Annotated in this window: 11 protein-coding genes; 7 read left to right on the forward strand and 4 right to left on the reverse strand. The window is 72.3% G+C overall.

What is annotated here, in order from left to right; genetic code table 11:
* The coding region (locus ABIA33_RS29570; RefSeq protein ID WP_370085733.1) for a putative Ig domain-containing protein at positions 1-929 on the forward strand (929 nt) is incomplete at its 5' end.
* 188 nt (positions 930-1,117) lie between these two features.
* Positions 1,118-1,690, forward strand: a complete 573-nt coding sequence (locus ABIA33_RS29575) for an AMP-binding protein (RefSeq protein ID WP_370085734.1) — start codon at positions 1,118-1,120, stop codon at positions 1,688-1,690.
* Here ABIA33_RS29575 and ABIA33_RS29580 read toward each other — a convergent pair.
* Positions 1,603-4,581, reverse strand: a complete 2,979-nt coding sequence (locus ABIA33_RS29580; RefSeq protein WP_370085735.1) for a BTAD domain-containing putative transcriptional regulator — start codon at positions 4,579-4,581, stop codon at positions 1,603-1,605. The genes ABIA33_RS29575 and ABIA33_RS29580 overlap by 88 nt on opposite strands.
* Positions 4,582-4,762: 181 nt before the next feature.
* On the opposite strand from ABIA33_RS29580, the gene ABIA33_RS29585 reads away from it, so the two are divergent.
* Together ABIA33_RS29585 and ABIA33_RS29590 are read left to right on the forward strand one after the other, a co-directional pair.
* Positions 4,763-4,945, forward strand: a complete 183-nt coding sequence (locus ABIA33_RS29585) for a hypothetical protein (RefSeq protein WP_370085736.1) — start codon at positions 4,763-4,765, stop codon at positions 4,943-4,945.
* A 226-nt stretch (positions 4,946-5,171) separates the two neighbouring features.
* The gene (locus ABIA33_RS29590) at positions 5,172-6,404 is read left to right on the forward strand and encodes a branched-chain amino acid ABC transporter substrate-binding protein (RefSeq protein ID WP_370085737.1); all 1,233 of its coding nucleotides are present in this window, start codon (positions 5,172-5,174) and stop codon (positions 6,402-6,404) included.
* Here ABIA33_RS29590 and ABIA33_RS29595 read toward each other — a convergent pair.
* The 3 genes from ABIA33_RS29595 to ABIA33_RS29605 are packed head-to-tail and all read right to left on the reverse strand — an operon-like array spanning position 6,394 to position 9,460.
* Positions 6,394-7,404 (reverse strand): acyl-CoA dehydrogenase family protein, encoded by a 1,011-nt coding sequence (locus ABIA33_RS29595; RefSeq protein ID WP_370085738.1) that lies wholly within the window; start codon positions 7,402-7,404, stop codon positions 6,394-6,396. The genes ABIA33_RS29590 and ABIA33_RS29595 overlap by 11 nt on opposite strands.
* Entirely contained in the window at positions 7,404-8,597 is a 1,194-nt protein-coding gene (locus ABIA33_RS29600; RefSeq protein ID WP_370085739.1) for an acyl-CoA dehydrogenase family protein, read from the reverse strand. Before ABIA33_RS29600 ends, ABIA33_RS29595 begins: the two co-directional genes overlap by 1 nt.
* Positions 8,597-9,460 (reverse strand): enoyl-CoA hydratase, encoded by an 864-nt coding sequence (locus ABIA33_RS29605; RefSeq protein ID WP_370085740.1) that lies wholly within the window; start codon positions 9,458-9,460, stop codon positions 8,597-8,599. Before ABIA33_RS29605 ends, ABIA33_RS29600 begins: the two co-directional genes overlap by 1 nt.
* Before the next feature lie 99 nt (positions 9,461-9,559).
* On the opposite strand from ABIA33_RS29605, the gene ABIA33_RS29610 reads away from it, so the two are divergent.
* The 3 genes from ABIA33_RS29610 to ABIA33_RS29620 all read left to right on the forward strand — a co-directional run bounded on the left by ABIA33_RS29610 (position 9,560) and on the right by ABIA33_RS29620 (position 12,262).
* Positions 9,560-10,348, forward strand: coding sequence for an SDR family oxidoreductase (locus ABIA33_RS29610; RefSeq protein ID WP_370085741.1), 789 nt, complete (start codon positions 9,560-9,562; stop codon positions 10,346-10,348).
* A gap of 108 nt (positions 10,349-10,456) precedes the next feature.
* A complete protein-coding gene (locus ABIA33_RS29615) occupies positions 10,457-11,044 on the forward strand; it encodes a TetR/AcrR family transcriptional regulator (protein WP_370085834.1) in 588 nt (195 codons plus the stop codon).
* Between the two features lie 57 nt (positions 11,045-11,101).
* Positions 11,102-12,262 (forward strand): acetyl-CoA C-acetyltransferase, encoded by a 1,161-nt coding sequence (locus ABIA33_RS29620; protein ID WP_370085742.1) that lies wholly within the window; start codon positions 11,102-11,104, stop codon positions 12,260-12,262.
* The last annotated feature ends 59 nt before the right edge of the window (positions 12,263-12,321 follow it).

A 12,321-nucleotide genomic window follows, 5' to 3' on the forward strand; every position in this document is an offset into this window, starting at 1 on the left:
ACACGGCGGGTGGGACGCTCAGTTACGGCGCGTCGGGTCTGCCTGCCGGACTGTCCGTCAATTCCTCGACCGGGCTGATCAGCGGTACGCCGACCGCCGCCGGTAGTTCCAGCGTCACGGTGACCGCCACCGACAGCACCGGCCCCAGCGCCAGCGCCACCTTCACCTGGACGATCGCGGCCCAGGGCGGCGTCACCCTCGCCGGCCCGGCCAACCAGAGCGGCACGGTGGGTACGGCCGCTTCGTTGCAGCTGAGTGCGACCGACACGGCGGGTGGGACGCTCAGTTACGGCGCGTCGGGTCTGCCTGCCGGACTGTCCGTCAATTCCTCGACCGGGCTGATCAGCGGTACGCCGACCACCGCCGGTAGCTCCAGCGTCACGGTGACCGCCACCGACAGCACCGGCCCCAGCGCCAGCGCCACCTTCACCTGGACGATCGCCCCGCAGAGCGGTGGATGCACCGCCGCGCAGCTGCTCGGCAACCCGGGGTTCGAGACCGGCAGCGCCAGCCCGTGGACGGCCACCTCCGGCGTCATCAACAGTGACACCAGCAGCGAGCCCGCCCACTCCGGCAGCTGGGACGCCTGGCTGGACGGCTACGGCAGCACCCACACCGACACCCTGGCCCAGACCGTGACCATCCCCGCCGGCTGCGCCAACGCCACGTTCACCTACTGGCTGCACATCGACACCGACGACACCGGCAGCACCGCCCACGACACCCTCAGTGCCCAGGCGACCACCGGCTCCACGTCCACCACCCTGGCCTCCTACTCCAACCTGAACGCAGCGAGCGGCTACACCCAGCAGACCCTCAACCTCGCCCCCTACATCGGCAAGACCGTCACCCTGAAGTTCACCGGGACCGAGAACTCCAGCCTGCAGACCAGCTTCGTGCTCGACGACACCGCGCTCAACGTCTCCTGACGACAGACGACAGGTGAGCCGGGGCAGGGGCGGGGTCCGCACGCGCGGCCCCGCCCCTGCCCGTCGTTGACCGGCTGTTGATCGGAACTGTGCACGATGGCCCCAGTCCCGAGGACGACCTGGTCCCGAGGGCTGACGTCCCCAGTCCGTCGAGAATTGATCGAGCAGTCGAGAGAGCAGCGCACCCCATGACGACCAGCACCCGTACGGACCGCGCCAGATTCATCGCCGCACAGGACGACCAGGTCGCCCTGCACTGGGTCGGGGAGAACGGCGAGGCCGAGCTCTACACCATGCTGCGGCTCCAGGAACTCACCGGGCGGGCCGCCCAGGCGCTGGTGGCGGCGGGCGTGGGCGAGGGCGATCCGGTCGAGGTCTTCCTCCCGACAGGCCCGGAGTCCGTCGTCGTCGCACTCGCCTGCGAGCGCCTGGGCGCCCGCGCGGTGACGGCGCCCGAGGGCTTCAGCGAGTGGTCCCTGCGCGATCGGGTGCTCGCGGACGGCGCCAGGGTCGTGGTGACGGCGGACTACGCCGACGTGGACGGTGTTCCGACGGCGCTGAAGTCGATGGTCGACCGCGCACTTCGGAGCTGTCCGCAGGTCGGCACGGTCCTGGTGGTGCACCGGACGGCGCGTCCCGTGGGCTGGGTGCCGGGACGGGACCTGTGGTGGCATCAGGCGCTGGCGACCTCGGGCAGGCACCGGAGGAGCGTCCTGACCGCAGCGGCCTCGGCCACCTCCAGCTCGTCGAAGAGGCGCTGAGCCTCAGTCAGGCACCTTCGGCCGCGCTCGCTCTGACCCAGGGCCACCAGTGCTCGACCCAGCGCGGCCTGCGCCAGGCCCTGCCCGTACCTGGCGCCGACCTCGCGGCCGAGCTCCAGGGCCTTCTCCGCGCTGCTGACCGCCTCGCCGGGATTTCCCAGGTCGATGTGGCACTCGGCCAGCCGAGCCAGGGCGTACGCCTCCATGGACGGCCGCTGCTGTCCCGCGAACAGGTCGAGTGCCTCGCCGAGCCGTTGTGCCGCCTCCGCGTGCTGCTCGCACCCGTGCAGAACGGTGCCCAGCTGGTACAGGGCGTCGGCGAGACTCGTCGGGTTGCGCGCGACACCGGCCGTGCTCACCGCCTCCCGGGCGGCGGCGACCGCCTCCGGCCTCCGCCCGCTGCTGAGATGGGCGCGGGCGATGTTGGCCAGCAGGCGGGCGCCGTCGGCCTGGTGGCCCAGCTCGGCGCACAGGCGCTGGGCCAGTTCCAGATAGGGCAGCGCCTCCTCCGACCGTCCCGCGCCGTTGAGCAGGACCGCGAGCTCGCTCGCCACGGTGTAGTGGATCTCCAGGCTCTCCTCGGCGTCGACCAGGGCCAGGGAGCGCCTGAGTGCGTCCTCGGCCAGCGAGCCGTTCCCGACGATTCCGTGCAGCAGACCCACCAGGTAGCGCAGCCGGGCCTCGCTCCTGGTGTCGCCGCGTGCGGCGGCGAGGTCGACCGCCGGTCGCAGCACCGAGAGGAAGTCCTCCACCCGAGCCTGCCCCTCGACCAGCCAGATCCAGCCGAGCAGCAGGTCCGTCACCGCCCGGAGCGCGCTCGGGGCGGTGCGCACCACCTGCTCCACCACGGCCAGCAGTTGCGGACGCTCGCTGGTCAGCCAGGACCACGCACTGTCCGGGTCGGCCAGCGGCTCCCCGGCACCGATCGGGGTGTGCAGGCGCCAGCTGAGTGTGTCGTCCGACTCCAGGGTGCGCGAGGCGTTGCACACGGAGGCGAGGAAGTGGTCGAGCAGTCTCAGCAGGGCCTGCTGTCGCACCGGGTCCGGGTCGATCTCCTCGCTGCGTCTGCGGGCGAAGATCCTGAGCAGGTCGTGGTAGCGGTAGCGCCCCGGCTCGTCCGCCTCCAGCAGTCCGGCGTCGACCAGCGACTCGACCACCGCCTCGGCGTCGGGCTCCGGGAGTTCCAGCAGCACCGCCGCTGCGGCGAGCGAGATCACCGGCCCCTCCGGCAGCGCCAGCAGGCGGAAGGCGCGAGCTTGCTGCTCGTTGAGCTGCAGGTAGCCGAGTTGGAAGGTGGCCTCCACCGCCAGGTCGCCGACCTGTAGCTCGTCCAGGCGTCTGCGCTGGTCGTCCAGGCGCCGTGCCAGCGAGGCCATCGTCCAGGCCGGACGGGAGGCGAGCCGGGAGGCGACGATGCGCACGGCGAGGGGCAGCAGGGTGCAGGCGCGGACGACATCACGGGCCGTCCGCTCCTCGGCACCGACCCGTTCGGCTCCGGCGATGGCGGCGAACAGGTCGACCGCCTCGTCCTCGCTGAACGCCTCGACGTCGACCAGTTGCGCTCCGGGCAGGCTGGCCAGCCGCGACCGGCTGGTGACCAGGACGCTGCTGCCGCCGGTGCTCGGCAGCAACGGGCGTACCTGGGCGGCGTCGCGGATGTTGTCGAGCAGCACGAGCACCCGCCGGTCGGCGAGCAGGGAACGGAAGAGGGCGGTCCGCTGCTCCGTCGTCTCCGGGAGCTGCTCCGGCGGGGTTCCCAGGATCTGCAGGAACTCGGCGAGTACCGCCGCGGGGTCGAGCGGGCTGGGGCCGGCGCCGCACAGGTCCATGTACAGCTGGCCGTCCGGGAAGGCGCCGCGCACCTCATGGGCGCTGTGGACGGCGAGCGTGGTCTTGCCGACGCCGCCGATCCCGGAGAGTGCGCAGATCGCCACGGCGTGGCCGGTGGCGGCGCGAAGCGCGTCGGCGATCTCCGCGACCAGCTTGTCGCGCCCGCTGAAGTCCAGGATGTCCGGCGGAAGCTGGGTCGGGACGCGAAGCCCGGGAGGCCCGGGATGGCCCGGAGGCCCGGTGGCGGCTGTCTGCGCCACGGCGGGCGGCGACAGCGCCGGGTCCGCGGCGAGGATGCCGTGGTGCAGCGAGGCCAGTCGTGGCCCCGGCTCGACGCCCAGCTCGTCGACCAGCAGCCGGCGGGTGTCCGCGTAGACGCCGAGCGCCTCGGCCTGCCGGCCGCTCCGGTAGAGCGCGAGCATCAGCAGACCGCGCAGCTCCTCCCGGAGCGGGAACTCCGCGGTGAGCGGGCCCAACGTGGCTATCGCCGGGGCAAGCAGCCCCAACTCCAGCTCCACCGAGAGGCTGGCCTCCACGGCGGACAGCCGAAGCTCGCCGAGGCGTCGGCGCTGCCCGGCCGCGTAACCGCCGGGCACGCCCGCGAGGACGCCGCCGTCCCACAGCGCCAGCGCGCTGGTGAGCGACTCCAGGGCCCGGGGGCTGTCGCCGTCGGCCCGCTGCCGCTCGGCCTCCGCGAGGTGCCGCTCGAACACGTGCAGGTCCAGCGCGTCCGGGTGCACCCGCAGGGTGTAGCCGTCGCCGGTCGAGAGCAGAACCCTGGCGGGCGACCGGGTGGGCCGGTCCGGTTCCATGGACGCGCGTAGACGCGACACGTAGGTGCGCACCGTCCCCACAGCGCGCGGTGGCGGTTCGTCACCCCAGATGCCGTCCACCAGATCGGGGACCGACACGGACCGCCCGGCGTTGAGCAGCAGCCGCGCCAGCACCGCCAGCTGCTGCGGCGAGCCGAGCTCGAGCGGGTGGCCGTGCCGTTGCGCCCGTACCGCGCCCAGCAGCTGGAACCGCAGGACAGGCTGGGCCTGGTCCTGGTCACTTTTCATGCGTGTTCTCCCCGTGGACACGAAGAGCTGCCCGTGTGCGTCACCCGGGACGGTAGCACTGCTGCTGTTGGGGCCCCAGCGCCGAGTCGGGCAGGCCGTTGATCCGCCGTTGATCCGCGTCCTGGAGAATGCGCGCAGAGCACGCAACACCTGAGCCTGACGATGTATGAGGAGAACCGGTATGACCTCGTCCCCGGATGACACCCCCGCGCTCGACACCACCGCCGAGACCACAGAGACCGTCGTGGTCGCCACCGCCGACGGGACCGTCTCCGTCGAGACGGCGGTCACCACGCCCGACGCGACCGCGCAGGCCGACGGCGGCCCCGTCATCACTCCCGACCGGGTCCGCACCCAGCCGTAGCCGCAGGTCGACGGCGGGCCAGGGCCCCGGGCGGAGTTGCTCCCGCCCGGGGCCTCACGCTGTTCCGGGGGCGTTGGCCGTGGCATAACAAAAGGGGCACGGGAGCGCTTGGGCACTACCTTGCCGGTCATGGAGGGCTCTAGAGTCGCCCGGACTCCGCACCCGCCGCGCCCGGCCGAGCCGGGCGATCGTGCGGTAGCACGCCCTTTCCACGAAAGGTCCTATCGTGCATCACCGTTCTCAACGTATAAGGGTGGCCCTGCTCGCCACGGGCTGCCTGAGTCTCTGCGCCTGCGCGTCCTCGGGGAGCGCCCCAACCGCCACCGGGGCGGGCTTCTCCGGCACCACCGTCGTGATCGGCGTGGACGCCCCGCTCACCGGATCGCTCGCCTCCCTCGGAAAGGGCATCGCCAACTCTGTCGACCTGGCCGTCAAGGTGGCCAACCGCACGCACGAGGTTCCGGGAATCACCTTCCGCGTGGAGACGCGCGACGACCAGGCGCAGCCGTCCCTCGGCGCATCCAACGCGGCGTCCTTCGTCGCGGACCCCACCGTCCTGGGTGTCGTAGGACCGCTGAACTCCGGTGTCGCGCAGACCATGCAGAAGACCTTCGACGACGCCCACCTGACCGAGGTCTCGCCGGCGAACACCAACCCCGCACTCAGCCAGGGGCCGAACTGGGCGAACGGCCTCAAGGAACGGCCGTACCACGCCTACTTCCGGACCTCCACCACGGACGCCGTACAGGGTCCGTTCGCCGCCCAGTACGCGGCCGAGGTGCTGGGGAAGTCCAAGGCGTTCCTGGTCAACGACGAGACACTGTACGGATCGGGCCTGGTCGCCACGTTCCAGAGCCAGTTCCTGCACCACGGCGGCGCGGTCGTGGGGCAGAAGCAGATCACCTCCGGCACCAAGACCTTCGCCGACCTGGTCGCCGAGGTGAAGGCGTCGCACGCGGACTTCGTCTACTACGGCGGCGTCTACCCGGACGCGGGGCCGCTGAGCGCCGCACTGAAGCAGGCCGGTGTGCGAATACCGCTGATCGGCGGCGACGGCATCTTTGACCCCGCCTACATCCAACTGGCCGGCCAGCACGCCGAGGGCGACTTCGCCACCTGCGTGGGCGCTCCGGTGGCGGCGCTGGCCTCCGCGAAGACCTACGTCGCGGACTACCAGGCCGGTGGCTACCAGGAGCCCTACGCCGCCTACGGCGGCTACGCCTACGACAGTGCCTGGGCCGTCATCGAGGGCGTCAAGGCCATCGCGGCCATGAACAGCGGCCTGCCCTCCGACGCGCGCCAGCAGGTCGAGGCGGCAGTGTCGTGGGTCTCCTTCGCCGGCGTCACCGGCCCCGTCTCCTTCGACGCCTACGGCGACGCCACCAACGAGGAACTCACCATGTACACCGTGAAACACGGCGCATGGGTCGCCGTGAAGAGCGGCACCTTCATCGGCTGACCGGGCCGGCCCGGGGTGCCAGGACCTGGGCGCGGCAGGCCGCGGGCGTGCCCCAGGCACTGCGCAGGGCGCGGGCCTTGCGGATCCACAGCGACAGGTCCAGTTCGTCCGTGTAGCCGACCGCGCCGTGCAGTTGGAGCGCGGTGCGGGCAGCGGCGTACGCGGCCTCGCAGGCGGAGACCTTGGCGGCGGCGATCTCCCGCTCGGCCGACAAGTCGCCGGCGGCCAGGGCCAGCGCTGCGGCGTGCAGCAGCGGCTGGGCGAACTCCAGGCCGATCAGGGTGTCGGCGAGCCGGTGCTTGACCGCCTGGAACGAGCCGACCGCGACGCCGAACTGGGTGCGCTGCTTGGCGTATGCCACGGTCTCGGCCAGCAGGTGCCGTCCGGCCCCGAGCGCCTGGGCCGCCGTGAGCAGCGCCGCGACCTCGGCCGCGTGCCGGGCTGCCTCCCGCACGGCCGGACCCTGGGCCAGCAGCTCGCCGCCGACCGGTCGGGCGAGGCGGCGGGCCGGATCGATCGAGGGCTGGAGCGGGCCCCAGACGGTGCTGAGGCGGAGCTGGTCGCCGTCCACGACCAGTACCGCGTCGGCGGCGTCGGGGTCCAGGGCGTAGCGAGTGGCCGGCTGGTCGAGCACCAGGGACAGCAGTGCCTCGCCGCCCGCGACCCGCGGCAGCCACTCCGCCGCGGCCGCCTTGTCGTCCAGCCGGTCCAGCAGCGCTGCCGCCGCGACGGTCTCCACCACGGGGCCGGGCACGGCGTGCCGGCCCAGCTCGGTGAAGGCGACGGTGAGTTCGACGGGCAGCGGCCCGACGCCCTCGTGCTGCTCCGGCACGGCGAGGGCGAAGACGCCCGCCGCCGCGAGCCGGGTCCACAGGGCCCGGCCGGGACCGTGGTCCCCTGCCGCCCAGGCCCGCACGGCCGACGGGGTTCCGGCCGTGCCCAGCATCCGGTCCAGGGTCGCACCGAACGCGTGCTGCTCCTCGTCGAGGAGGAACCTCATCAGCGGCGTCCCTTCGGCAGGCCGAGCAGTCGCTCGGCGATGATGTCGCGCTGGATCTCGTTGGTGCCCGCGTAGATCGGCCCGGCCAGGGAGAAGGTCCAGCCCTCCGACCAGGCGCCGTGGTCGGGTGCGTCGACGGCGGCGTCGGCGAGCTCGCCGTACGGGCCGAGCAGGTCGAGGGCGGTCTCGTGCAGGGCGATGTCGAGTTCGGACCAGAAGACCTTGTTGAGGCTCGACTCGGCGCCGAGGGACGCCCCGGCGGCCAGTCGGGAGGCGTTGGCGTAGGTGAACAGCTGGTAGGCGCGGGCGCCGATGACCGCGTCGGCGACCCGGTCGTGTGACGCCGTGTCAGCTGGGGCGCCGCCGGGAGCGCCGCCGGACACCGTCCGCTCGCGCCACAGCGCCACCAGGCGGTCGGCGGCTGCGGTGAACCGGCCCGGGCTGCGCAGGGTCAGCCCGCGCTCGTTGCCCGCCGTGCTCATCGCGACCCGCCAACCCTGGCCGGGTTCGCCGATGACGTCCCGGTCGGGAACGAGAACGTGGTCGAGGAACAGCTCCGCGAAGGCGGGTTTGCCGTCGAGGCGGCCGATCGGGCGGATCGTGACGCCCTCCGCGTCGAGCGGGAACATCAGGTAGGTCAGGCCCTGGTGCGGTCGCTCCGTCTGCGGGTGGCTGCGGAACAGGCCGAAGGCCCGGTCGGCGAAGGCGGCCCGCGACGACCAGGCCTTCTGGCCGCTCAGCAGCCAGCCGCCGTCGGTCCGGGTCGCGGTGGAGCGCAGCGACGCCAGGTCCGAGCCGGCCTCCGGCTCGGACCAGGCCTGCGCCCAGATCACCTCGCCGCTCGCCATGGCCGGCAGGACGCGGGCCCGCTGCTCGGCGGTGCCGTACTCGAACAGGGTGGGGGCGAGCAGGTTGATGCCGTTCTGGCTGACCCGGCCGGGCGCACCGGCGGCGTAGTACTCCTCCTCGAAGACCAGCCACTGCAGGATCGAGGCGGACCGCCCGCCGTACTCCTCCGGCCAGGAGACCACCGACCAGCGGTCGGCCGACAGTTCCCGCTCCCAGGCGCGATGCGCGGCGAAGCCCTCGGCCGTCTCCAGCGAGGGCAGGGGAGTGGCCGGGACGTGCGCGGTGAGCCAGGCCCGGGCCTGCTGCCGCAGGGCCTCGTCCTCCCGGGTGAAGTCCAGGTCCATTACTGGACGGCTTTCTGCGCCGCGGCTTCCTTCAGCGATCCGATGGTGATGCCGCCGAGGGAGTCGGCGGCGGTCTCGGCGTTGTGGGCGTGGGCGAGATGGTGCAGGCCGAAGACGGAGTCCATGCCGGTGTGCATGCCCTGCAGATCCTCGGCCTGGTTGACCGCCCGCTTGGTCAGGGCGAGGCCCATCCGCGGCATCTCGGCGATCCGTGCCGCCAGCGCGAGGGACTGCTCCGCGAGTTCGGCCCGGGGGACGACGCGGTTCACCATGCCGACCTCGTAGGCGCGCTGCGCGGGCATCCGGTCGCCGGTGAAGAGGAACTCCTTGGCGATCCGCGGCGGCATCACCCAGGGGTGGGCGAAGTACTCGACCCCGGGGATGCCCATCCGGACCACCGGGTCGGCGAAGAAGGCGTCATCGGAGGCGACGATCAGGTCGCAGACCCAGGCCAGCATCAGGCCGCCGGCGACGCAGGCGCCCTGCACCGAGGCGATCATCGGCTTGGGCAGCTCCCGCCAGCGGCGGCACATGCCGAGATAGACCTCGGACTCGCGGGCGTAGCGGCTCTCCGCGCCCGCCTTGTCCGAGTGGTCCCACCACAGCGACGCGGTGCGCTCGAAGGGCAGGTGCGCGTCCCGATCCGGGGTGCCGATGTCGTGGCCCGCGGAGAAGTGCTTGCCCGCCCCGGCGAGCACCACGACGCGGACCTCGTCGTCGTCGGCCGCGCGGTAGAAGGCCCGGTCGAGGGCGTAGGTCATGGCGGAGTTCTGGGCGTTGCGGTACTCGGGCCGGTCCAGGGTGACCACGGCGACCGGGCCCTGTCGCTCGTATCGCACCGGTTCCTTGCTGGCGGCGGACATCCGCGGCTCCTTCCCTAACAAGTGTTTGGTAGGTTAACGTACGGCAGGTCGGCCGTCGAGAGTCGTCAGGAGCCGCCGAGAGTCGTTGGGAGCCCCCGCATGGACAGCACCGCGCCCGTCTACGTCCCGGGCCACGACCTGCTGGCCGGACGCAGCGCCGTGGTCACCGCCGCAGCGGGCGCGGGCATCGGCGGCGCGACCGCGCGACGGCTGCTGGAGGAGGGGGCGCGGATCGTGATCGGTGACGCCCACGCCCGGCGACTCAAGGAGTCGGAGGAGCGGCTGGCCGCCGAGTTCGGCCCGGACCGGGTCGCCGGACTTCCCTGCGACGTCACCGACGAGGCCCAGGTCGCCGCACTGTTCGAGCTCGCCGAGCAGCGCCACGGCCGCCTCGACATCGTGGTCAACAACGCGGGCCTCGGCGGCACCGCGGAGCTCACCGAGATGACGGACGAGCAGTGGGGCCGGGTCCTCGACGTCACCCTGAACGGCACCTTCCGCTGCACCAGGGCCGCGCTGCGCCGGATGAAGGCCGCGGGCGGCGGCGGGGTGGTCGTCAACAACGCCTCGGTGGTCGGCTGGCGAGCCCAGGCCGGACAGGCGCACTACGCCGCAGCCAAGGCCGGGGTGATGGCGCTGACCCGCTGCGCCGCGGTGGAGGCGGCGGCCTACGGGGTGCGGGTGAACGCGGTGGCGCCGAGCCTGGCGATGCACCCGCACCTGGTCAAGGTCACCACGCCCGAACTGCTGCAGCAGCTGACCGCGCGCGAGGCGTTCGGCCGGCACGCCGAACCCTGGGAGGTCGCGAACGTCATCGTCTTTCTGGCCTCCGGCTACTCGTCGTACATGACCGGGGAGATCGTCCCCGTCAGCAGCCGGCACGCGTGAGGCCACAATGAGCGTGTGCCGAAGAACGTGTCTGCAACTCAGACGAACCAGAAGAACCCGCAGAACCCGAAGAACCCGAATCCCCCGAAGAGCCAGAAGGACCGGGCGGTGAGCGCGTCCCCGGAGCGCAGGGCGGAGCTCCTGGCCCTGGCGGCCGAGGTGTTCGCCGCGCAGGGATACAACGCCACCACCGTGCGCCGGATCGCGGACGAGGCCGGGATGCTCGCCGGCAGCCTGTACTACCACTTCGACTCCAAGGAGTCGATGCTCGACGAGATCCTCTCGACCTTCCTCGACGAGCTGTGGGCCGGCTACGACGCAGTGCTCGCGGCCGACCTCGGGCCCAGGGCGACCATCGAGGCCCTGGTCGTCGAGTCCTTCCGGGAGATCGACCGGCACCACGCGGCGGTGGCGATCTACCAGAAGGAGGCCCAGCACCTGTCCGGGCTGCCGCGTTTCGGCTACCTGGCGGACTCGCAGAAGCGGTTCGAGCGGCTCTGGCTGGGCACCCTCGAACGCGGCGCCTCCACCGGGGCGTTCCGAGCGGATCTCGACCTGCGGCTCACCTACCGGTTCGTCCGCGACACCGTGTGGGTCGCCGCCTCCTGGTACCGACCGGGCGGGCAGCACAGTCCGGAGGAGATCGCCCGGCAGTACCTCTCCATGCTGCTGGACGGAATCGCCGTCCAGAGTTGACATAGAGACATATCAACAATCTCCAGCGCACCCAGCAGAGCACACGAAGGAGTCTCAATGACTGAGGCGTACATCGTCGAAGCGGTACGCACCCCGGTCGGCCGGCGCGGCGGCGGCCTGTCCGCCGTCCACCCGGCCGATCTCGGCGCGCACATCCTCAAGGCGCTGATGCAGCGCTCCGGGGTGGACCCGGCGGCGGTGGAGGACGTGGTCTTCGGCTGCCTCGACACGGTCGGCCCGCAGGCCGGCGACATCGCCCGGACCAGCTGGCTGGCGGCAGGGCTGCCGGAGGAGGTGCCGGGCGTGACCATCGACCGGCAGTGCGGGTCCTCGCAGCAGGCGGTGCACTTCGCCGCGCAGGCCGTCATGTCCGGGACGTCCGACCTGGTCGTCGCCGGCGGCGTGCAGAACATGTCGCAGATCCCGATCGCCTACGCCGCCAGCCCCCGGGCCACCGAGCCGCTCGGGCTGACCGACGGGCCGTTCGCCGGGTCCGAGGGCTGGCGGGCCCGGTACGGCGACCAGCCGGTCGACCAGTTCAACGGCGCGGAACTGATCGCGCGGAAGTGGGACATCTCCCGCAGGGACATGGAGGAGTTCGCGCTGCTCTCGCACCAGCGGGCCACCCGGGCCATCGACGAGGGCCGGTTCGACCGCGAGACGGTCCCCTTCGGAGAGGTCACTGCCGACGAGGGCCCGCGCCGCGACACCACGCTGGAGAAGATGGCCGGGCTGAGGACGCTGGTCGAGGGCGGCCGGTTGACCGCCGCCGTCTCCTCGCAGGTCTCCGACGGAGCCTCGGCCATGCTGATCGCCTCCGAGCGCGCGGTACGGGAGCACGGGCTGACGCCGCGCGCCCGAGTGCACCACCTGTCGGTGCGCGGCGAGGACCCGATCCGGATGCTGTCCGCGCCGATCCCCGCCACCGCGTACGCGCTGAAGAAGGCCGGGATGTCGATCCAGGACATCGACCTGGTGGAGATCAACGAGGCGTTCGCACCCGTCGTGCTTGCCTGGCTGAAGGAGACCGGCGCCGACCCGGCCCGGGTCAACGTCAACGGCGGCGCCATCGCGCTCGGCCACCCGCTGGGCGCCACCGGCACGAAGCTGATGACGACCCTGCTGCACGAGCTGGAGCGCACCGGCGGCCGCTACGGGCTGCAGACCATGTGCGAGGGCGGTGGGCAGGCCAACGTCACCGTCATCGAACGCCTCTGAACTGTCGAACACCTCTGATCAGGGCCGGATGATCACGGTCGGCGTGGTGCTGCCGGGCA

It is taken from the genome of Streptacidiphilus sp. MAP12-16 (assembly GCF_041262165.1).
Lineage (GTDB): Bacteria > Actinomycetota > Actinomycetes > Streptomycetales > Streptomycetaceae > Streptacidiphilus.